The sequence below is a fragment of the Nibribacter koreensis genome, from assembly GCF_039541795.1.
Taxonomy (GTDB): Bacteria; Bacteroidota; Bacteroidia; order Cytophagales; family Hymenobacteraceae; genus Nibribacter; species Nibribacter koreensis.
This window is the reverse complement of the sequence record NZ_BAABGX010000002.1, coordinates 659,628-678,156: the sequence shown is the minus strand read 5'-3', so window position 1 is coordinate 678,156 and position 18,529 is coordinate 659,628. Positions and strand designations below refer to the sequence as shown.

The following is an 18,529-nucleotide window of genomic DNA, read 5'->3' as shown; positions in this document are numbered from 1 at the left end:
AATGGCAAGATCATTAAAAAAAGGGCCTTATATTGACTTTAGGCTCGATAAGAAAGTCCAGGCAATGGACGAATCTGGTAAAAAAGCGGTTATCAAAACTTGGTCACGCCGCTCCATGATTTCCCCGGATTTTGTAGGTCATACATTTGCAGTACATAACGGGAATAAATTCATTCCTGTGTATGTAACTGAAAACATGGTAGGTCACAAGTTAGGTGAGTTTGCTCCAACCAGAAACTTCAGAGGCCATATTGCTAAAAAGGATAAAGGTAAGAGATAATGGAAGCGGTAGCTAAACTAAATAATGTACCAAGCTCACCTCGTAAGATGAGATTGGTAGCGAACTTGATTCGTGGTAAAAGTGTTACACGCGCTCTTGGCTTACTTAAATTTGAAGCCAATGCAGGTGCACCTAAGCTAGAGAAGCTTTTATTATCTGCTTTATCTAACTGGCAGGCTGCTAATGCAGATGCCCGTATTGAAGATGCAAACCTTTTCATCAAAGAAGTTAAAGTTGATGAAGGAAAGATGTTGAAGCGTCTTCGTCCAGCTCCTCAAGGTAGAGGTCACCGGATCAGAAAAAGATCAAATCATGTAACGCTTGTGATTGATTCAAAACCAGTAGTGGAATCAGTTGAATCATCCGAATCTAACAAAGCCAAATAGTTAAAATGGGACAAAAAGTTAATCCAGTTGGCCTAAGACTAGGTATCGTTAAAGGCTGGGACTCTAATTGGTACGGAGGTAAGGATTTCGCTGACAAACTTATTGAAGACGAAAAAATCCGTAAATATATTCTTGCCAGAATTCCTAAAGGTGGCATCTCAAAAATCATCATTGAGCGCACCTTAAAGAGAATCACCATTACTATTAACACTGCCCGTCCAGGTGTTGTTATTGGTAAAGGCGGTCAAGAAGTTGACAAGATCAAAGAGGAGCTTAAGAAAATCACCAGCAAAGATGTTCAAATCAATATCTTTGAAATTAAGCGTCCTGAGTTGGATGCCAAATTGGTAGGTGAGTCTGTAGCGCAGCAACTGCAAGCACGTATTTCTTTCAGAAGAGCCATGAAGCAAGCAATTGCCTCAGCTTTGAGAGTAGGTGCAGAAGGTATTAAGATTCAAGTTTCAGGCCGTTTAGGTGGTGCTGAAATGGCCCGTACAGAGCATTACAAAGAAGGCCGCACTCCTCTACATACTTTGAGAGCTGATATTGATTACGCTTTGTCAGAAGCTCAAACAGTATATGGTAAATTGGGGATCAAAGTTTGGATCTTCAAAGGAGAAGTTTTCGGAAAGCGTGACTTATCTCCAAATGCTGGTCAGCAGAGCGGTGGTCCTTCAACAGGAGGTCCTCGCAATGATCGGAATGAAAGAGGTGGCAACGACCGTCGTGACGGTCGCAACAAACGCCCTGGTGATGCAAACCAGAAGCGTAGTGGTGGTGCCAAACGCAAGTAGTTGTTCAACCATTTTAGGTTAATTAAAAATGTTACAACCAAAACGGACTAAATATAGAAAGATGCAAAAAGGCCGTGTCCGCGGTCTGGCCCAAAGAGGAAGTACAATTTCCTTTGGATCATTTGCCATCAAGTCGTTAGAAGCCTCTTGGATTACTAGCCGTCAAATTGAAGCTGCGCGTATCGCTATGACGCGTGCCATGAAACGTGAAGGCCAAGTTTGGATTCGTATTTTCCCTGACAAACCTATTACAAAGAAGCCTGCCGAGGTGCGTATGGGTAAAGGTAAAGGATCTCCAGAGTATTGGGTAGCCGTGGTAAAACCAGGTACCATTATGTTTGAATCTGATGGAGTTCCACTAGAAGTAGCTCAAGAATCTCTGCGTCTAGCTGCTCAGAAGTTGCCTGTCAGAACTAAGTTTGTTGTACGTAGAGATTACGTTGAGAAATAATCATGAAACAGTCTGAGATAAAGGCTTTCTCACTTACAGAAGTGAAGGAGCAATTGGCAGCAGAGAGAAATAACCTGGAGAACTTAAAGTTTGCCCATGCTATTTCTCCGTTGGAGAACCCCAGCAGAATTAAGCATACAAGAAAAACCATCGCCAGACTAGAGACCCAATTGCGGTCTCTAGAACTCAATGGCTAATTTAGAGATCCATGGAGACTAGAAATTTAAGAAAAGAGAGAACTGGACGCGTGGTAAGCAACAAGATGGACAAGTCCATCACAGTTGTGGTTGAAAGCCGTATGAAGCACCCTATCTACGGAAAATTCCTTTCAAAGTCCAAGAAGCTCATGGCACATGATGAGAAAAACGAGTGCGGTATTGGTGATACCGTTCGCATCATGGAAACCAGACCTATGAGCAAGAACAAGTGCTGGCGCTTAGTTGAAATTATAGAAAGAGCTAAATAAGATGATACAACAAGAATCAAGACTTTCTGTTGCTGATAACAGTGGTGCAAAAGAGGTATTGTGCATTCGTATCTTAGGTGGTACTGGCAAAAAATACGCTTCTGTAGGAGATAAAATTGTTGTAACAGTAAAATCAGCTCTTTCTTCCGGTAACGTTAAGAAAGGCACTGTTACAAAAGCAGTAATCGTTAGAACCAAGAAAGAAGTTCGTCGCAAGGACGGTTCTTATATTCGTTTTGATGACAATGCTGCCGTATTGTTGAACAACAACGACGAGCCTCGTGGTACGCGTATTTTTGGGCCAGTTGCCCGTGAACTACGTGAAAGACAGTTTATGAAAATTGTTTCTTTGGCTCCTGAAGTATTATAGACCTTAGAGAGAGGAAAAGATGACAAAGAATAAACTTCATGTAAAGAAAGGCGACACTGTAAAAGTGATTGCTGGTGATGATAAAGGTAAAACTGGAACAATTACGAGTGTCCTTGTTGACAAACAGAAAGTAATTGTAGAAGGTCTTAACCTTGTATCTAAGCACCAAAAGCCAAGTGCTAAAAACCCTCAAGGTGGCATCAATAAAATGGAAGCCCCTATTCATGCTAGCAATGTAATGTTAGTAGAGGCTGGCACTAATGTAGCTACTAGAACTGGTAAAAAGTTGAATGAAAGCGGTAAGCTTCAACGCTATTCCAAAAAATCTGGAAATTTAATTTAACATGGCGGCTAGACTTAAAGAAAAATATACAAAAGAGATCATGCCTTTGTTAAAGGAGAAATTCCAATACAAAAGCGTGATGGAGGTTCCAAAGATCACCAAGATCAGCATCAACAGAGGTATTGGTAATGCCGTGGCTGATAAGAAATTGGTAGATATTGGAGTAGATGAGCTAACTATCATTGCTGGACAGAAAGCTGTACAGACAAAAGCTAAAAACTCTATCTCAAACTTTAAACTTAGAGAAGGTATGCCAATTGGCGCCAGAGTTACTCTAAGAGGAGAGAGAATGTACGAGTTCTTAGATCGTTTGATGACTATTGCTCTTCCGCGTGTTCGTGACTTCAAAGGTATCAGCGACAAAGGCTTTGACGGCCGTGGTAACTATACGTTAGGGGTTAAAGAACAAATCATTTTCCCTGAGATTAGCATTGACAAGATTAAGTCAATTGCAGGTATGGACATCACGTTTGTGACGACAGCCAAAAATGATGAAGAGAGCTTTGAGCTTTTGAAAGCGTTTGGAATGCCTTTCGTCAATCTAAAGAAATAAGAAAATGGCTAAAGAATCAGTAAAAGCTAGAGAGCTTAAGAGACAGAAACTAGTTGCCAAGTATGCGGTTAAGAGAGCTGCTCTTAAAGCTGCTGGTGATTATGAAGGCCTGGATAAATTGCCTAAAAATGCCTCTCCGGTACGTCTGCACAACCGTTGCAAATTAACAGGAAGACCAAGAGGATATATGAGAAAGTTCGGTATCTCTCGTGTTACTTTCAGAGAGATGGCCTCAGCTGGCAAGATTCCTGGAGTAACGAAGGCTAGTTGGTAATTATTATACCATCTGTTTTATAAGTTAAGAAAGATTAGTATCTTTGCGGCTCCCTAAAAAGAGCGGAATCTAAAATTATAGTCTAATGCATTCAGATCCGATAGCAGATTATTTAACTAGACTACGGAATGCCATCAAGGCAAATCACCGTGTAGTTGAAATTCCGGCTAGCAAAATAAAGAAGGAATTAACCAAAGTTCTCTACGAGAAAGGTTATATCCAAAGTTACAAGTTCGATGATAGCTCAATTCAAGGCTCTATTAAAATTGCCTTGAAATATGATCCAGCTACCAAGCAGTCTGCTATCGTGAAACTTGAGAGAGTCTCTAAGCCGGGGCTCCGCAAGTACGTGCACTTAGAAAAGTTGCCACGTGTATTGAATGGCTATGGTATTGCCATTCTTTCAACCTCTAAGGGGGTAATCACTGACAAAGAGGCTAAAGGTCTTAATGTAGGTGGTGAGGTATTGTGTTACGTGTATTAATTAAGTAGAAAATGTCACGGATAGGTAAACTTCCCATCACGCTTCCACAAGGTGTTGAGGTGTTGGTAAACCAGGATAACCTGGTTACAGTGAAAGGCCCTAAAGGATCGCTTTCTGCTCCTGTTGATACAGATATCCAGGTTCAGGTAGAAGATGGAGTGCTTACTGTAACTCGTCCTACTGAGCAGAAGAGACACAAAGCCTTGCATGGTCTTTATCGTTCTATCATCAACAACATGATAGTAGGGGTAAGCACTGGCTATAAAATTGATTTAGAACTAGTAGGTGTTGGTTACAAAGCCACTACCACTGGTCAAACGTTAGAGTTGGCTCTAGGATATTCTCATAATATCTATGTAGGCCTTCCTGAAGAAATCAAGGCTAATGCTGTTACTGAAAAAGGTAAAGCACCTGTTATTTCATTAGAAGGAATTGATAAGCAGTTGATAGGCCAGGTAGCTGCTAAGATTCGTTCACTTCGTAAAGTTGAACCTTACAAAGGTAAAGGTATTCGCTTCGTTGGTGAAGTTGTTAGAAGAAAAGCTGGTAAAACTGCTTCTAAATAAGAAAGAGTATGTCATTCGATAAAGCAAAAAGAAGACTTAGAATCCGTCGAAGCATCCGTAACAAAGTTTCTGGTACAGCTCAGCGTCCGCGTTTGGCAGTATTTAGAAGCAACAAGTTTATCTATGCTCAAATTATAGATGACGTTAATGGTGTTACCTTGGCTTCTTCTTCCTCTGCCAAAGTAGAGGCAGCTGCCGGTGAAAATAAAACAGGAGCTTCTGCTCATGTTGGACGTGATATCGCAGCTAAAGCCCAGGAGAAAGGTATCTCTGAAGTTGTATTTGACAGAGGTGGATATCTTTACCACGGTAGAGTAAAATCATTAGCTGATGCGGCTCGTGAAGCGGGTCTAAAATTCTAAGAAGATGTCAAAATTGAATATTAGAAGTATCAAAGCAAGCGAAATCGAGCTGAAAGAGCGCGTAGTTGCTATTAACCGTGTTGCCAAAGTAGTTAAGGGGGGTAGAAGATTTAGCTTCTCTGCTATTGTGGTTGTTGGTGATGGTGCTGGCGTAGTAGGATACGGTTTGGGTAAGGCCAATGAGGTAACCGACGCTATTGCTAAGGGTATTGACGATGCTAAGAAAAACTTAGTTCGTGTACCATTGTTTAAGCACACTGTGCCTCACACAATGGAAGGTAAATTCTCTGGAGGATTTGTATTGATTAAGCCTGCCGCGGCTGGTACTGGTGTAATTGCTGGTGGTGCGATGCGTGCGGTGTTTGAAAGTGCAGGTATTAAAGATGTATTGGCTAAATCAAAAGGTTCTTCTAACCCACACAACGTGGTAAAGGCAACTTTTGACGCCTTGTCTAAGATGCGTGATCCTTTGGTAGTTGCTCAGCAACGTGGTATTAGTTTACAACGAGTTTTCAACGGGTAATCATGGCACAAGTTCAAATCACCCAGATTAAAAGTATTATTGATCGTCCAGAAAGACAGAAAGCTACTATGAAAGCTTTGGGTCTTGGCAAAATCAATAAGACAGTCATAAAAGAGTTTACTCCTCAAATTGCAGGAATGGTAAACCACGTTCAACATTTAGTAGCAGTTAAGGAGGTCTAATAATGAACTTAAGTACATTAAAACCTGCTGAAGGTTCTGTAAAGGATCGGAAGAGAATTGGTCGCGGAACTGGTTCAGGTAAAGGTGGAACTTCCACCCGTGGACACAAAGGTGCCAAATCTCGTTCAGGGTATTCTTCTAAAGCAGGATTTGAAGGTGGCCAGATGCCATTAGTGCGTCGTGTTCCTAAATTTGGTTTCAAGAACTTTAACCGTGTAGAATATTCAGCGGTTAACTTAGATGTTCTTCAAAACCTTATCACTAAAACTGGTTCATCTGTTATTAACTTTGATACTTTCCGTCAAAACGGATTGGCTTCTAAAAATGATAACATTAAAGTTTTAGGAAGAGGCGAAATTACAAGTGCCATTGAAGTGCATGCTCACGCATTTTCTAAGACGGCAGTTGAAGCAATTGAAAAAGCAGGCGGCAAGGTTGTGACTTTGTAATACATGAAGAAGCTGATTTCTACGATAAAGAATATTTTTGCCATTGAAGATTTGCGAGTTAGAATCCTAAATACTTTAGGATTCATCGCAATTTTCAGGCTAGGGTCTTTTGTGGTACTTCCAGGAATTGATCCTTCCAAGTTGGAATCTAGTGCGCAAGGAATATTAGGTCTTTTAGATACCTTCTTAGGTGGAGCATTTGGTAATGCCTCCATTTTTGCGTTGGGTATCATGCCATATATTTCTGCATCTATCGTTTTACAGCTTCTTACTATTGCTGTTCCATACTTCCAGAAGTTACAGAAAGAGGGTGAGTCAGGGCGTAAAAAGATAAATCAATACACTAGAGTATTGACCATAGCTATCACCTTGGCTCAATCCGTGGCTTTTATTGCAACTATCAATGCAGAAGCTATCAATCCAGCTGTAAACAATACGCTTTTCACCATTTCCTCCATGATTATCCTAACGGCAGGCACTATGTTCTGTATGTGGTTAGGTGAAAAAATCACGGATAAGGGCATCGGTAATGGTATATCTATGCTGATTATGATTGGTATAGTTTCTCGCCTACCAGGTGCTTTGATAGGAGAGGCTTTGGCTTTAGGGCTAGGTAGAGCCTTAATCTTTATTATTGAACTGATTGTGTTATTCTTTGTAGTGATGAGTGTAGTTATGCTTACTCAAGCCATTCGGAGAATTCCTGTTCAATATGCCAAGCAAGTTGGAGGGAGTGCTTCTTTAGAAGCTGGACAACGTCAGTTCATTCCATTGAAAGTGAATGCTGCAGGTGTAATGCCTATCATTTTTGCTCAGTCTTTGATGTTCTTACCTGCAATGGTAGCCTCCTTCTGGCAGAATGACAGTGAATTAGCAAGCGAGATTGGATCAGTATTTTCTGATTATACCTCTTGGCAATACAATCTTTCATTTGCTGTATTGATCATTGTATTTACTTTCTTCTATACGGCTATAAGTGTAAATCCTAATCAGATTTCTGATGATCTAAAGAGAAGTGGTGGTTTTGTACCAGGTGTGAAACCAGGTTTGGCAACTTCTGAGTTTATTGATGAAGTGCTTACCAGAATTACATTGCCGGGTGCTATTTTCCTAGCTATCATCGCTATTCTTCCGTCCATAGCTATGCTATTTGGTGTGACAAGAGAGTTTGCAGCCTTCTTCGGAGGCACCTCTTTGATCATCTTGGTTGGTGTTGTGTTGGATACGCTTAACCAAATTGAAAGCTACCTCCTAATGAAACATTATGATGGTATGATGAAGTCTGGTAAGCTTAGAGGTAGATCTACTTCTAATGTTGCAGTTGCTTCCTAAGGAATGATTGTTTACAAAACAGAAGAAGAAATTGAGATTATAAAGGAGGGAGCTCAAATTCTCGGTAAAGCCCACGGCGAAGTAGCCAAGGCAATCAGAGAAGGAGTAACAACCTTGCAGTTAGATAAGATTGCTGAAGAGTTTATCTTAGATAACGGTGGTTCCCCTTCCTTCAAAGGCTACAATGGATTCAAGAATAGCTTATGCATGAGCTTGAATGCCGCAGTAGTTCATGGAATTCCTAGTTCTTATGCTCTACAATCAGGAGACGTAGTGTCTGTTGATTGTGGAGTTTATTTTAAAGGCTTCCATAGTGATAGTGCTTACACTTATGCCATTGGTGAGGTAGATAGCACTGTTTCTGATTTACTTGTCCGGACCAAAGAGTCTTTATATAAAGGTATTGAATGGGCAGTGGCCGGCGCTAGAGTTGGTGACATTGGTTTTGCAGTTCAATCCCATGTAGAGCAATTTGGTTATGGTGTGGTTAGGGAGCTAGTGGGTCATGGTGTAGGTAAGAGTCTACATGAAGGACCAGAGGTTCCTAATTACGGTAAGCGTGGCCAAGGGATGAAGTTGCAGGAAGGGTTAGTCATTGCCATTGAACCTATGGTGAATTTAGGTTCTAGGCACGTGGTTCAAGAAGAGGATGGATGGACAATTCGGACTCGTGATAAAAAACCTTCAGCACATTTTGAGCATACTGTGGTAGTTAGAAAGGGGAAAGCCGAAATTTTGACTACTTTTGAATACATAGAAAAAGCATTGAACTAATTCATGGCTAAACAGTCTTCTATTGAACAAGACGGTACCATCATCGAGGCGCTATCCAACGCAATGTTCCGGGTAGAATTAGAAAATGGCCATCAAGTAATCGCTCACATTTCAGGTAAGATGCGGATGCACTACATTAAAATTCTGCCTGGTGATAGAGTGAAATTGGAAATGTCTCCCTACGACCTTAGTAAAGGAAGAATAGTTTACAGATACAAATAAGCAGATGAAAGTTAAAGCGTCAGTAAAAAAGCGCAGTGAAGACTGCAAAGTGATCAGACGTAAAGGGAAGCTTTACGTGATCAACAAGAAGAATCCACGTTATAAACAAAGACAAGGTTAATTTTTAAAACATGGCTAGAATAGCAGGAGTTGATATTCCAGATAACAAAAGAGGCGAAATTGCCTTGACGTACATTTTCGGTATAGGCCGGAAGTTGTCACAGTCTATTTTGGTGAAGGCTGGGGTGGATCTTGACAAAAAAGTTAAGGATTGGACGGAGGATGAGGCGGGTGAAATCCGTAACGTTATCGCTTCAGAGCACAAAGTAGAAGGTGTTCTTCGTTCTGAGGTTCAATTACACATCAAGCGTTTGATGGACATTGGATCTTACCGTGGACTACGTCACAGAAAAGGTTTACCAACTAGAGGTCAGAGAACTAAGAACAACTCTAGAACCAGAAAAGGTAAGCGTAAAACTGTTGCAAACAAGAAGAAGGCTACTAAATAATTAAACTACAATGGCTCAGAAGAGAAAAGATAAAGCCAAGAAGCGTGTGGTTGTTGTGGAGCCTGTTGGTCAGGTGCACATCAAAGCTTCGTTCAATAATATCATCATCTCTGTTACCAACATGAATGGCCAGGTTATCTCTTGGGCATCTGCTGGTAAAATGGGATTCAAAGGATCTAAGAAAAACACTCCTTATGCCGCTCAAATGGCAGCCGCAGATTGCGGTAAAGTAGCTTATGAAGCTGGTATGCGCAAGGCAGAGGTTTTTGTAAAAGGTCCTGGCGCTGGTCGTGAGTCAGCTATCCGCACAATGCAGAACGTTGGTATTGAGATTACTTCTATCAAAGATGTAACGCCACTTCCGCACAACGGATGTCGTCCTCCCAAACGCAGAAGAGTTTAAGGATATTATTAAGAATTAGAAATGGCAAGATATACAGGCCCTAAGAGTAAAATCTCTAGAAGATATAACGAACCAATTTTTGGACCAAGCAAAGCCTTGGCCAAAAAGGCATATGGTCCAGGTCAGCACGGTCGTGGCCGTAGAAAGAAGCAGTCTGAGTACGCTATCCAGTTGATGGAAAAGCAGAAAGCTAAATACATCTATGGTGTATTAGAGAAGCAATTCGCTAATTTGTTTGACAAAGCTGCTCGTAAAACTGGTATTACAGGTGAAAACCTTTTGGCTCTTTTGGAGGCAAGATTGGATAACACTGTTTACCGTTTAGGTATTGCTCCAACAAGACGTGGTGCACGTCAGTTAGTTCTTCACAAGCACATCTTGGTAAATGGTGGCATTGTGAACATTCCTTCTTACACGTTGCGTCCTGGTGATGTAGTGAGTGTTCGTGAGAAATCTAAATCATTAGAAGCAATTACTACTAGCTTAGCTGGACGTAATGCCCGTCAGTTCACTTGGTTGGAGTGGGATGCCTCACAATATGTAGGTACTTTCATTGCAAATCCTCAGCGTGATCAAATCCCTGAGAAGATCCAAGAGCAGTTAATCGTCGAGCTTTACTCTAAGTAATCTGTTCTAATTTTAAGTGTCAACCTTAACCCAGCAAACATGTCAATATTAGCATTTCAAATGCCAGAGAAAGTCGTGATGGAGAAATCCGACGATTTCCACGGGCAATTTGAATTTAAGCCGCTAGAGAAGGGCTATGGTGTTACCATTGGAAATGCGCTGAGAAGAATCCTTCTTTCATCTTTGGAAGGATATGCTATCTCCAGCATCCGTGTTCCTAGCGTACTCCATGAGTTCTCTACCATTGAAGGTGTGGTTGAAGATGTCTCTGAAATCATCCTGAACTTGAAAATGGTTCGGTTTAAAAAGGTTGGTGACTTAGTTGATGACAAGATTACTGTCAGCATCAGCAAGCAGGATACCTTTACTGCCGGTGACATCAACAAATTCTCAGGTTCATTCCAGGTATTAAACCCTGACTTGGTTATCTGTCACCTAGATCCAGAAGCATCTTTTGAGATTGAGTTGACTATTCAAAAAGGTAGAGGCTATGTTCCTGCCGAAGAGAATAAACCAGCTGACCAGGTGTTTGGGCAAATTGCCATTGACGCCATCTTCACACCTATTAAAAATGTGAAGTACAGCGTTGAAAACACTCGTGTTGAGCAGAAGACTGACTATGAGCGTCTTTTATTAGAAATCTCTACTGATGGTTCTATCCATCCAGAAGATGCTTTGAAAGGTGCTGCCAATATCCTGATTCAACACTTCATGCTGTTCTCTGATAACACCATGACTTTTGAAACTGTGAAGCCTGAAGAGGAAGAAGCAGTAGATGAAGAAATGCTGCATATGAGAAAAGTATTGAAGACGCCTTTGCATGACATGGATCTTTCTGTACGTGCCTACAACTGCCTAAAAGCAGCTGACATTAGAACGTTAGGAGACCTTGTGCAACTAGACTTAGCTGATATGATGAAGTTCAGAAACTTCGGTAAGAAATCTCTTACTGAATTAGAGAACCTTGTATCTGAAAAAGGTCTTAACTTTGGGATGGATATCTCAAAGTATAAATTAGAAGAAGATTAGTAATCCTACGGCATAATTCCCGATCCCGCAAAGGTTGATCGACGGTATGCACGTGCACAATTAAAAAAATGAGACACGGTAAAAAGAACAATCACTTAGGTAGGACTGCTGCCCACCGCTCAGCTATGTTGTCTAACATGGCGGCGTCATTGATCCTTCACAAGCGCGTTATCACTACGGTAGCCAAAGCCAAAGCGGTAAGAAAGTATACAGAGCCTTTGTTAACGAAAGGTAAAAACGATACGACTCACTCTCGTCGTACGGTATTCTCTTACTTGCAAAGTAAGGAAGCTGTGAAAGAGTTATTTGACAACATCGCGGGTAAAATTGCTAATCGTCCGGGTGGTTACACTCGTATCCTTAAAACGGGCAACCGTCTTGGTGACAACGCAGACATGTGTATCATTGAGCTAGTTGACTACAACGAGGATATGTTGTTATCCACTGGAACAGCCGCTGCAGGCAAAGCCAAAACAAGACGTCGTTCTTCTGGTAAGAAGAAAGAAGGTGCTGAGGCCACTGCTGCCACTGAAACTTCTGCGCCAGCCGCTTCTACTGATGAAGCCAAAGCTGCAGATGCTCCAGAAACTCCAGCCGCTGAATAACGATAATGAAATCATTTATAAAAAAGGGATACGGGTTTACTCGTATCCCTTTTTTATTTTTGTCCCATACTTAGAAAGAATGAAGCTTCAAACAACAACAGATGCAGTATTGGTGCTAGAAGATGGCACCGTTTTTCAAGGTAAGAGCCTTGGTAAGATTGGTACTACCGGTGGTGAGGTATGTTTTAACACGGGTATGACCGGGTATCAAGAGATTTTCACAGATCCTTCTTACTATGGGCAGATTGTAATCACTACCGTTTCGCACGTGGGCAATTACGGTGTACAGCCAGAAGAGGTGGAATCCAACGCCATCCAGATTAAAGGTCTCATCTGTAAAGATTTTTCCACCACTTTCTCTCGTAAAACCGCTGAAGGTTCTTTGCAAGAATATTTTGAGAAGGCTGGCATTGTGGGTATCTGTGAGATTGATACCAGGGCCTTGGTGCGGTACATTAGGAATAAGGGCGTGATGAACGCCATCATCTCTTCTGAAGAGTTAGATGTTGAGAAACTGAAAGAGCAGTTAAAGCAAGTTCCGTCTATGGATGGCTTGGAACTTTCTTCTCATGTGTCTACCAAAGAGCAATACCAGATTCAACCTACCACTACCAGATTTAAAGTTGCGGTCTTGGATTTGGGCGTGAAGCAGAATATCTTGAACAACCTGGTTGAGCGTGGCTGTGAATGCCGCGTATTCCCGTATGGTACGTCCTTTGATGAAATGGAAGCCTGGGGACCAGACGGCTACTTCATCTCTAACGGTCCTGGTGACCCGGCGGTGACCACTGAGGCGGTAAGAAGCGTTGAACGTATCTTGGAAGTGGAGCGCCCTATGTTTGGTATCTGTATGGGGCACCAGATTCTGGCGCAGGCCAACGGAATCCCTACCTACAAGATGCACAACGGCCATAGAGGCTTAAATCACCCAGTTAAGAACCTGATTACGGGTAAAAGCGAGATTACGTCGCAGAACCACGGTTTTGCCGTAGATGCAGACGCGGTGAAGCTGAACCCAGACGTGGAGATTACGCACATCAATTTGAATGACAATACGGTGGAGGGCATTCGGTTGAGAAACAAGCCTGCTTTCTCTGTGCAATACCATCCAGAGTCTTCTCCGGGGCCGCATGACTCTGGCTACCTGTTTGACCTGTTCCTGGAGATGCTGGAAAACGACAAAAAGAATAAGTAACAAAATAAAACGATTGAATATGAGCTTAATTGAAGACATCAAAGCCCGTCAGATTTTTGACTCCCGCGGTAACCCCACCGTTGAAGTAGATGTAATCACCCAAAACGGTATTGTAGGCCGTGCCGCAGTGCCTTCTGGCGCCTCTACCGGCAAGCATGAAGCCGTAGAGTTGCGTGACGGTGACAACAGCAAGTACATGGGCAAAGGTGTTTTGCAAGCCGTGAACAACGTGAATGTCATCATCGCTGATGAGCTGGTGGGCTTCAACGTGTTTGAGCAAAGCCTGCTGGACAAGATCATGATTGAGATTGACGGCACGCCTAACAAAGCCAAGTTAGGCGCCAATGCCATCTTGGGTGTTTCTATGGCCATTGCCAAGGCAGCCGCTAAAGAAGCGGGTCAGCCTTTGTACCGCTACGTGGGTGGTGTGAACGCTACCACCTTGCCGGTGCCTATGATGAACATCTTGAACGGTGGTAGCCACGCAGACAATTCCATTGACTTCCAGGAGTTCATGGTAATGCCTGTGGGTGCACCAACGTTCTCTGAGGCGTTAAGAATGGGCTCTGAGGTATTCCATCACCTGAAGAACGTCCTTAAGAAAAAGGGCATGTCTACCAACGTAGGCGATGAAGGCGGCTTTGCCCCGAACATCGGGTCTAACCAGGAAGCCATTGAGGTAGTATTGATGGCCATTGAGGCCGCTGGCTACCGTCCAGGCGAAGACTTCATGATTGCCATGGATGCCGCCGCTTCTGAGTTCTATGACGCCTCTACCGGCCACTACCACTTCAAGAAATCTACCGGCGACAAGCTGACTTCTTCTGAGATGGTGAGCTTCTGGACCGAGTGGTCAAACAAATACCCTATCATCTCTATTGAAGACGGTATGGACGAAGACGACTGGACTGGTTGGAAGTCGTTGACCGACTCTATCGGGTCTAAGGTGCAGTTGGTAGGTGATGATTTGTTCGTGACCAACGTGGATCGTCTGCAGCAAGGCATTGACCAGAAGACGGCCAACGCTATTTTGATTAAGGTAAACCAGATTGGAACTTTAACCGAGACCATCAACGCCATCAACCTAGGCCGCATAAACGGCTATAAGAGCATCATGAGCCACCGTTCAGGTGAGACTGAGGACAACACCATCGCTGACCTAGCCGTGGCCTTGAACACCGGTCAAATCAAGACGGGCTCTGCCTCGCGCTCTGACCGTATGGCCAAGTACAACCAATTGCTCCGTATTGAGGAGGAGTTGGGCGAGACCGCTTACTTCCCGGGCCGCAAATTCTAGGCAATTCGCATAGAGGCTCGGCATCCTTTTTTGGCTTATTTTCCAAGAAATAGGCTAAAAACGGGAAATGAAAAAGTTCTGGCAGGTGCACTACCTGACCTGCCGGAAATCTTAGTAAATTCATGGCGGCAAGAGCAATCTTGCCGCCATTTTTATCTCCCTAGCATATGTTGGCGCGCGTTCCTAAATTCTTCAAGAACTTTTACTTTCTCACCGGCGTGGTGTTTTTGGTCTGGATGATTTTCTTCGACTCCAATGACTTCATCACGCAGTACCAGACCAGCCGCAAGCTGGCCATCCTGGAAGAGGAGCGCGACTATTATGTAGAGAAAATCCAGGAAGTGCAGAAGGACCGCAAGGAACTCTTGAGCAACCCCGAGTTGCTGGAGAAATTTGCGCGGGAGAAGTATCTCATGAAAAAGCCTACTGAGGACCTATACATCATTGTAGAGAAAGACGAAGAGGAACTAGAGGCCGAACAACAGCAATAAGCATCAACACCATAAAAGCAGAAGGCGCTACCCAACCAGGAAGCGCCTTCTGCTTTTAGATAACCTTCCGTTTTTGGCCTCTTTTCCAGAAAAGAGGCCAAAAACGCTTTATTCAATCTTCTTACCGCTCATGGCTTTCTTAATGGAGATTTGCATCACGCGCTCGGCAAACGGACTGGTTTGCTCTTCCAAAGTATCCACGGCTTTCAGGATGGTGTCTTTATCGCCGGTAGGCAAGACGTCTTTCAAATGCTGGACGTTCTGGCGGGTGAGGTCAATCTCTTCCTGCGTCAAATGCTCGCCGTTCTTCTCCACAAAGCGCTCCACCTGATAAATCATCTGCTCTGCGGTGGTGCGGGCTTCAATGACCATGCGGGTAGAAACGTCTTCGCGGGCGTGGGTGATGGAGTCCATGAGCATCTGCTCTACCTGCTCATCTGTCAAGCCGTACTGCGGTTTCACTTCCACTTCTTGTCTGGTGCCCGATCGTAGTTCAATGGCTTCCACCTTCAAGATGCCGTCGGCGTTCAGGATGAAGTTTACGTCCACCTTCGGGAAGCCCGCGGGCATGGCCGGAATGCCTCTCAGGTCAAACTCGGCTAGTTTGCGGTTCTCCTTCACTAAGTCGCGCTCACCTTGGTAGACAGATATTTTCATATTCACCTGCCCGTCCACGGAGGTGGTGTACTGCCTTCCGGCTTTGGTAGGGATCTTGGAGTTACGCGGAATGATGGAGTCCATCAAGCCGCCCATGGTCTCAATGCCGAGCGTCAGCGGCGTCACGTCCAGCAAGAGAATGTCTTTTCTATTGCCCGCCAGAACGTCTGCCTGAATGGCGGCGCCCAGGGCCACCACTTCGTCTGGGTTCAAGGAGTTGTTGGCCGGCTTCCCGAAGAAGTCGCTCACGGTCTGGTACACCAGGGGCACGCGGGTAGAGCCGCCCACCATAATGACGGTATCAATCTGCTCAGCGGTTAAACCGGCATCGCTCAACGCCATTTGGCACGAGTTCATGGTCCGGTCCACAATGGGCGTAATGAGCGTCTCAAAAGTGTGCTTGTCCAGCTTCAACTCAATGCCATTTAACTCAGAAGTATAAGTTTCTTGGTCACTCAGCGTACGCTTGGCTTCCTCGGCTTTCAAACGAATGGCTTGGGCTAGGTTTGGGTCACTGGCTACTAAGTCTGCCAGCAGGCGGTTCTGCGGCAGCCAGTACTGAATGATAGCCTGGTCCATGTCATCGCCGCCCAGATACGTGTCCCCGTTGGTAGAAAGCACCTCAAAAATGCCCTGGTGAATCTTCAGGATGGAGATGTCGAAGGTTCCTCCGCCCAAATCATAGACGGCGATAGTTTTCTCTTCACTGGGGTCCAGCCCGATGCCATAGGCCAGAGAGGCCGCCGTGGGTTCATTGACAATACGCAGTACTTCCAACCCGGCCAGTTTGCCGGCATCACGGGTGGCTTGGCGCTGCGAGTCATTGAAGTAGGCGGGCACAGTGATCACGGCGCGGTTCACCGGGGTCTTCAAGGCATGCTCGGCGCGGGCGCGCAGTTCCTTCAGAATCTCAGCAGACAATTCAATAGGGGAGTAGAACTTGTCCTGCACCCGTATCTTCACCAGCCCCTCAGAGTTGTCGTCAATGATTTTGTAGCCAAACGTATCCTTGTGCTCGCCCAGGTCCTGATATGATTTGCCCAGCAGGCGCTTCACCGAGTAGATAGTATTGGCCGGGTCGGTCAACAAATATTCCTTGGCGGCATTGCCCACCAGTACTTCGCCGTTCTCATGAAAATGCACTACCGACGGGACGATGGTGCCCAGTCCCTGGTCATTGATGGCGATGGGCGTCCGGTCGTCTGGGTGCATGTATGCCACCAGGCTGTTGGTGGTGCCTAAGTCAATGCCCACAATCACCTCTTCCTGTTGGATGGAGGCCGTGGTTAAGTTTATCGCAATTTTAGCCATGCTGTCAATTTTAAGAGACACCCGCAGGCGCCTCGTGGGCAAAAGTACGAAGAATTACCCTGTGTACAGGTTTACGGTTTCCCTTATGTAACTGATGGATTTACAGGAAACAAAAAAGCCCCGCTGGGTAAAGCAGGGCTTTTTTGTAAGGATGTTCCTTTTTGGCCTGATTTCCAGAAAACAAGCCAAAAACGAGAATGTTTACACGGCGTCCGAGAGACTGCTGAACGTGAAGTCCCTAATCTTAAGCGGTGGCAACAAATAGTTGTTGCTGGATTCGCCGCTCACCGTACGCTCAGATTTACCAATAGCCTCTAAATTATTAAGCATGATGATAGGGCTTTCATTGAACCTGAAGTTCTTGACCGCGTGCTTAATTTTGCCATTCTCAATGTAGAAGGTCCCGTCGCGGGTGAGGCCGGTGAGCAACAGGGTCTGCGGGTCCACGGACCGAATGTACCAAAGCCGCGTGACTAGAATGCCTCGCTGCGTGCCCTTAATCATATCTTCCAAGCTCTGCGTGCCGCCTTGCATAATGGCCGTGTTGGGGAAAGGCACCGGTGTGATTTTCTTCTGCTGCGCCCAGTAGCGTGACACCGGAATCTGTTTGATGACGCCTTTATCAATCCAAGTAGTTTTGTTCAAGGCCTGACCATCCTGCGCCCATGGCGAAGTGGGTAGTTCTGGGTGCGCCGGGTCTGAGTAGATGGTCACGCGCTCATCCACCAGTTTCTGGCCCACTTTGTTACCACCGCCAGCTTTGCTCAAGAAACTTCGGCCTTCATCTGCCGAGCGGGCATCCATCCCGAAGAACAGGTTCTCCAGCATCACCGCCACCGCCGCGGGCTCCAGAATAACGGTGTACTTGCCCGGCTCCAGCGCTTTCGCGTTGGCCGAACCCGTGGCCTTGTTCACCGCAATGTTAGAGACCGTGGCCGTGTCCAGTTTATTGACATCGTTAAAACCTCTGGAAACATACCCAGAACCGGTGCCGTCTGGCGTGCGCACGGTCAAGGAAAAGTCTACGCCGGTGTCTGTGTTGTAAGCGAACAGGCCTTTGCTGTTCATCATGCTCTGGAAACCCACGTTGTCTTGCAGGTAACCCGCCGCTGTCAGGTTCTTGGACTTGGCCGCCGCAATGCTTTTAGCTACCATCTCAGCGCGCTTGTCTGGCGTAATGGCCGCCGTTGAGGCAACGTACGGATTGGTGGTAATGTACTTCTGCGGACCCAAAACGCCCATGTACTCCGGGTTTTCAGGCGCGAGCTTGGCCAATTCCTCTGAGCGTCGCACCACTTTCTCCAGCGAGGCATCGTCAAACTCATTAATGGTGGCTGTGCCCACGCGCTTCCCGAAGGAGGACTGCACCACCAGCGTGGTGGTATGGGACTCACCGGCCGTGGACACCGAGTTGCGGGCGTAGCGCACGTTGCCGGTTTTTCCGCCGTTGAGGTTTGCCTCGCACTCATCGGCTTTGCTCAAGGCTATCACCTTCTTGAGGATGACCTGGGCTTGTTCTTTGGTTAATATTGCCATGTTGGTTGAGTTAAAAGTTGGGAGTTATGAGTTAAAAGTTGGCAGGAAGTAAACCTCG

General features: G+C 44.9%; 30 protein-coding genes. 28 read left to right on the top strand and 2 right to left on the bottom strand.

Going from position 1 to position 18,529, the window contains the following annotated elements; translation table 11 throughout:
- Position 1: 1 nt before the first annotated feature.
- The 28 genes from rpsS (at position 2) to ABD880_RS10035 (ending at position 14,967) form a co-directional block, all read left to right on the top strand.
- Positions 2-280 carry a 30S ribosomal protein S19 gene (gene rpsS / locus ABD880_RS10170; protein ID WP_066508617.1) on the top strand — a complete coding sequence of 93 codons (279 nt, stop codon included), beginning with the start codon at positions 2-4 and terminating at the stop codon, positions 278-280.
- Entirely contained in the window at positions 280-666 is a 387-nt protein-coding gene (rplV, locus tag ABD880_RS10165; RefSeq protein WP_345165413.1) for a 50S ribosomal protein L22, read from the top strand. The genes rpsS and rplV overlap by 1 nt, the downstream gene beginning before the upstream one ends.
- A gap of 5 nt (positions 667-671) precedes the next feature.
- Positions 672-1,460: a 30S ribosomal protein S3 gene (gene rpsC, locus ABD880_RS10160; protein ID WP_345165410.1), complete on the top strand. Its 789-nt coding sequence runs from the start codon at positions 672-674 to the stop codon at positions 1,458-1,460.
- A gap of 28 nt (positions 1,461-1,488) precedes the next feature.
- Positions 1,489-1,911 carry a 50S ribosomal protein L16 gene (gene rplP, locus ABD880_RS10155; RefSeq protein WP_066508625.1) on the top strand — a complete coding sequence of 141 codons (423 nt, stop codon included), beginning with the start codon at positions 1,489-1,491 and terminating at the stop codon, positions 1,909-1,911.
- A 2-nt stretch (positions 1,912-1,913) separates the two neighbouring features.
- Complete coding sequence (rpmC, locus tag ABD880_RS10150; RefSeq protein ID WP_066508626.1) at positions 1,914-2,108, top strand: 50S ribosomal protein L29; 195 nt, start codon at positions 1,914-1,916, stop codon at positions 2,106-2,108.
- An 11-nt stretch (positions 2,109-2,119) separates the two neighbouring features.
- A complete protein-coding gene (gene rpsQ, locus ABD880_RS10145; RefSeq protein ID WP_345165406.1) occupies positions 2,120-2,377 on the top strand; it encodes a 30S ribosomal protein S17 in 258 nt (85 codons plus the stop codon).
- 1 nt (position 2,378) lies between these two features.
- Positions 2,379-2,747 (top strand): 50S ribosomal protein L14, encoded by a 369-nt coding sequence (rplN, locus tag ABD880_RS10140; RefSeq protein WP_066508631.1) that lies wholly within the window; start codon positions 2,379-2,381, stop codon positions 2,745-2,747.
- Between the two features lie 19 nt (positions 2,748-2,766).
- The gene (gene rplX / locus ABD880_RS10135) at positions 2,767-3,090 is read left to right on the top strand and encodes a 50S ribosomal protein L24 (RefSeq protein ID WP_345165402.1); all 324 of its coding nucleotides are present in this window, start codon (positions 2,767-2,769) and stop codon (positions 3,088-3,090) included.
- A gap of 1 nt (position 3,091) precedes the next feature.
- Positions 3,092-3,643: a 50S ribosomal protein L5 gene (gene rplE / locus ABD880_RS10130; RefSeq protein WP_345165399.1), complete on the top strand. Its 552-nt coding sequence runs from the start codon at positions 3,092-3,094 to the stop codon at positions 3,641-3,643.
- 4 nt (positions 3,644-3,647) lie between these two features.
- Entirely contained in the window at positions 3,648-3,917 is a 270-nt protein-coding gene (rpsN, locus tag ABD880_RS10125; protein WP_345165396.1) for a 30S ribosomal protein S14, read from the top strand.
- A gap of 85 nt (positions 3,918-4,002) precedes the next feature.
- Positions 4,003-4,401, top strand: coding sequence for a 30S ribosomal protein S8 (rpsH, locus tag ABD880_RS10120; RefSeq protein ID WP_066508644.1), 399 nt, complete (start codon positions 4,003-4,005; stop codon positions 4,399-4,401).
- Between the two features lie 11 nt (positions 4,402-4,412).
- Positions 4,413-4,967 (top strand): 50S ribosomal protein L6, encoded by a 555-nt coding sequence (rplF, locus tag ABD880_RS10115; protein WP_345165391.1) that lies wholly within the window; start codon positions 4,413-4,415, stop codon positions 4,965-4,967.
- 8 nt (positions 4,968-4,975) lie between these two features.
- Positions 4,976-5,329 (top strand): 50S ribosomal protein L18, encoded by a 354-nt coding sequence (gene rplR, locus ABD880_RS10110; protein WP_066508648.1) that lies wholly within the window; start codon positions 4,976-4,978, stop codon positions 5,327-5,329.
- Between the two features lie 4 nt (positions 5,330-5,333).
- Complete coding sequence (gene rpsE / locus ABD880_RS10105) at positions 5,334-5,852, top strand: 30S ribosomal protein S5 (protein ID WP_066508649.1); 519 nt, start codon at positions 5,334-5,336, stop codon at positions 5,850-5,852.
- Positions 5,853-5,854: 2 nt separating this feature from the next.
- On the top strand, positions 5,855-6,034 hold the full coding sequence (rpmD, locus tag ABD880_RS10100; protein WP_066508650.1) for a 50S ribosomal protein L30: 180 nt from the start codon (positions 5,855-5,857) through the stop codon (positions 6,032-6,034).
- Between the two features lie 2 nt (positions 6,035-6,036).
- A complete protein-coding gene (gene rplO / locus ABD880_RS10095; RefSeq protein ID WP_345165382.1) occupies positions 6,037-6,483 on the top strand; it encodes a 50S ribosomal protein L15 in 447 nt (148 codons plus the stop codon).
- A gap of 3 nt (positions 6,484-6,486) precedes the next feature.
- Positions 6,487-7,815, top strand: a complete 1,329-nt coding sequence (gene secY, locus ABD880_RS10090) for a preprotein translocase subunit SecY (RefSeq protein ID WP_345165379.1) — start codon at positions 6,487-6,489, stop codon at positions 7,813-7,815.
- A 3-nt stretch (positions 7,816-7,818) separates the two neighbouring features.
- On the top strand, positions 7,819-8,589 hold the full coding sequence (map, locus tag ABD880_RS10085; protein WP_345165376.1) for a type I methionyl aminopeptidase: 771 nt from the start codon (positions 7,819-7,821) through the stop codon (positions 8,587-8,589).
- A gap of 3 nt (positions 8,590-8,592) precedes the next feature.
- Positions 8,593-8,811, top strand: coding sequence for a translation initiation factor IF-1 (gene infA / locus ABD880_RS10080; RefSeq protein ID WP_048919321.1), 219 nt, complete (start codon positions 8,593-8,595; stop codon positions 8,809-8,811).
- 4 nt (positions 8,812-8,815) lie between these two features.
- Positions 8,816-8,932 (top strand): type B 50S ribosomal protein L36, encoded by a 117-nt coding sequence (ykgO, locus tag ABD880_RS10075; protein ID WP_071885446.1) that lies wholly within the window; start codon positions 8,816-8,818, stop codon positions 8,930-8,932.
- 10 nt (positions 8,933-8,942) lie between these two features.
- On the top strand, positions 8,943-9,320 hold the full coding sequence (gene rpsM / locus ABD880_RS10070; RefSeq protein ID WP_345165352.1) for a 30S ribosomal protein S13: 378 nt from the start codon (positions 8,943-8,945) through the stop codon (positions 9,318-9,320).
- Positions 9,321-9,330: 10 nt separating this feature from the next.
- Positions 9,331-9,723: a 30S ribosomal protein S11 gene (gene rpsK / locus ABD880_RS10065; RefSeq protein ID WP_345165349.1), complete on the top strand. Its 393-nt coding sequence runs from the start codon at positions 9,331-9,333 to the stop codon at positions 9,721-9,723.
- Between the two features lie 21 nt (positions 9,724-9,744).
- On the top strand, positions 9,745-10,350 hold the full coding sequence (gene rpsD, locus ABD880_RS10060) for a 30S ribosomal protein S4 (RefSeq protein WP_345165347.1): 606 nt from the start codon (positions 9,745-9,747) through the stop codon (positions 10,348-10,350).
- A gap of 39 nt (positions 10,351-10,389) precedes the next feature.
- On the top strand, positions 10,390-11,379 hold the full coding sequence (locus ABD880_RS10055) for a DNA-directed RNA polymerase subunit alpha (protein WP_160693451.1): 990 nt from the start codon (positions 10,390-10,392) through the stop codon (positions 11,377-11,379).
- Positions 11,380-11,447: 68 nt separating this feature from the next.
- The gene (rplQ, locus tag ABD880_RS10050) at positions 11,448-11,984 is read left to right on the top strand and encodes a 50S ribosomal protein L17 (protein WP_345165334.1); all 537 of its coding nucleotides are present in this window, start codon (positions 11,448-11,450) and stop codon (positions 11,982-11,984) included.
- Between the two features lie 79 nt (positions 11,985-12,063).
- Complete coding sequence (carA, locus tag ABD880_RS10045; protein WP_345165332.1) at positions 12,064-13,179, top strand: glutamine-hydrolyzing carbamoyl-phosphate synthase small subunit; 1,116 nt, start codon at positions 12,064-12,066, stop codon at positions 13,177-13,179.
- Positions 13,180-13,198: 19 nt separating this feature from the next.
- Positions 13,199-14,476 (top strand): phosphopyruvate hydratase, encoded by a 1,278-nt coding sequence (gene eno, locus ABD880_RS10040; protein ID WP_345165330.1) that lies wholly within the window; start codon positions 13,199-13,201, stop codon positions 14,474-14,476.
- Between the two features lie 167 nt (positions 14,477-14,643).
- The gene (locus ABD880_RS10035; protein ID WP_345165328.1) at positions 14,644-14,967 is read left to right on the top strand and encodes an FtsB family cell division protein; all 324 of its coding nucleotides are present in this window, start codon (positions 14,644-14,646) and stop codon (positions 14,965-14,967) included.
- 108 nt (positions 14,968-15,075) lie between these two features.
- Here the strand turns inward: ABD880_RS10035 and dnaK are convergent, their stop codons facing one another.
- Entirely contained in the window at positions 15,076-16,935 is a 1,860-nt protein-coding gene (gene dnaK / locus ABD880_RS10030) for a molecular chaperone DnaK (protein WP_345165325.1), read from the bottom strand.
- Between the two features lie 201 nt (positions 16,936-17,136).
- A complete protein-coding gene (locus ABD880_RS10025; protein WP_345165323.1) occupies positions 17,137-18,471 on the bottom strand; it encodes a TldD/PmbA family protein in 1,335 nt (444 codons plus the stop codon).
- Between the last annotated feature and the right edge of the window lie 58 nt (positions 18,472-18,529).

Coding starts and splice junctions, on each gene's coding strand:
- rpsS (WP_066508617.1), top strand. CDS start 2: ATGGCAAGATCATTAAAAAAAGGGCCTTATATTGACTTTAGGCTCGAT.
- rplV (WP_345165413.1), top strand. CDS start 280: ATGGAAGCGGTAGCTAAACTAAATAATGTACCAAGCTCACCTCGTAAG.
- rpsC (WP_345165410.1), top strand. CDS start 672: ATGGGACAAAAAGTTAATCCAGTTGGCCTAAGACTAGGTATCGTTAAA.
- rplP (WP_066508625.1), top strand. CDS start 1,489: ATGTTACAACCAAAACGGACTAAATATAGAAAGATGCAAAAAGGCCGT.
- rpmC (WP_066508626.1), top strand. CDS start 1,914: ATGAAACAGTCTGAGATAAAGGCTTTCTCACTTACAGAAGTGAAGGAG.
- rpsQ (WP_345165406.1), top strand. CDS start 2,120: ATGGAGACTAGAAATTTAAGAAAAGAGAGAACTGGACGCGTGGTAAGC.
- rplN (WP_066508631.1), top strand. CDS start 2,379: ATGATACAACAAGAATCAAGACTTTCTGTTGCTGATAACAGTGGTGCA.
- rplX (WP_345165402.1), top strand. CDS start 2,767: ATGACAAAGAATAAACTTCATGTAAAGAAAGGCGACACTGTAAAAGTG.
- rplE (WP_345165399.1), top strand. CDS start 3,092: ATGGCGGCTAGACTTAAAGAAAAATATACAAAAGAGATCATGCCTTTG.
- rpsN (WP_345165396.1), top strand. CDS start 3,648: ATGGCTAAAGAATCAGTAAAAGCTAGAGAGCTTAAGAGACAGAAACTA.
- rpsH (WP_066508644.1), top strand. CDS start 4,003: ATGCATTCAGATCCGATAGCAGATTATTTAACTAGACTACGGAATGCC.
- rplF (WP_345165391.1), top strand. CDS start 4,413: ATGTCACGGATAGGTAAACTTCCCATCACGCTTCCACAAGGTGTTGAG.
- rplR (WP_066508648.1), top strand. CDS start 4,976: ATGTCATTCGATAAAGCAAAAAGAAGACTTAGAATCCGTCGAAGCATC.
- rpsE (WP_066508649.1), top strand. CDS start 5,334: ATGTCAAAATTGAATATTAGAAGTATCAAAGCAAGCGAAATCGAGCTG.
- rpmD (WP_066508650.1), top strand. CDS start 5,855: ATGGCACAAGTTCAAATCACCCAGATTAAAAGTATTATTGATCGTCCA.
- rplO (WP_345165382.1), top strand. CDS start 6,037: ATGAACTTAAGTACATTAAAACCTGCTGAAGGTTCTGTAAAGGATCGG.
- secY (WP_345165379.1), top strand. CDS start 6,487: ATGAAGAAGCTGATTTCTACGATAAAGAATATTTTTGCCATTGAAGAT.
- map (WP_345165376.1), top strand. CDS start 7,819: ATGATTGTTTACAAAACAGAAGAAGAAATTGAGATTATAAAGGAGGGA.
- infA (WP_048919321.1), top strand. CDS start 8,593: ATGGCTAAACAGTCTTCTATTGAACAAGACGGTACCATCATCGAGGCG.
- ykgO (WP_071885446.1), top strand. CDS start 8,816: ATGAAAGTTAAAGCGTCAGTAAAAAAGCGCAGTGAAGACTGCAAAGTG.
- rpsM (WP_345165352.1), top strand. CDS start 8,943: ATGGCTAGAATAGCAGGAGTTGATATTCCAGATAACAAAAGAGGCGAA.
- rpsK (WP_345165349.1), top strand. CDS start 9,331: ATGGCTCAGAAGAGAAAAGATAAAGCCAAGAAGCGTGTGGTTGTTGTG.
- rpsD (WP_345165347.1), top strand. CDS start 9,745: ATGGCAAGATATACAGGCCCTAAGAGTAAAATCTCTAGAAGATATAAC.
- ABD880_RS10055 (WP_160693451.1), top strand. CDS start 10,390: ATGTCAATATTAGCATTTCAAATGCCAGAGAAAGTCGTGATGGAGAAA.
- rplQ (WP_345165334.1), top strand. CDS start 11,448: ATGAGACACGGTAAAAAGAACAATCACTTAGGTAGGACTGCTGCCCAC.
- carA (WP_345165332.1), top strand. CDS start 12,064: ATGAAGCTTCAAACAACAACAGATGCAGTATTGGTGCTAGAAGATGGC.
- eno (WP_345165330.1), top strand. CDS start 13,199: ATGAGCTTAATTGAAGACATCAAAGCCCGTCAGATTTTTGACTCCCGC.
- ABD880_RS10035 (WP_345165328.1), top strand. CDS start 14,644: ATGTTGGCGCGCGTTCCTAAATTCTTCAAGAACTTTTACTTTCTCACC.
- dnaK (WP_345165325.1), bottom strand. CDS start 16,935: ATGGCTAAAATTGCGATAAACTTAACCACGGCCTCCATCCAACAGGAA.
- ABD880_RS10025 (WP_345165323.1), bottom strand. CDS start 18,471: ATGGCAATATTAACCAAAGAACAAGCCCAGGTCATCCTCAAGAAGGTG.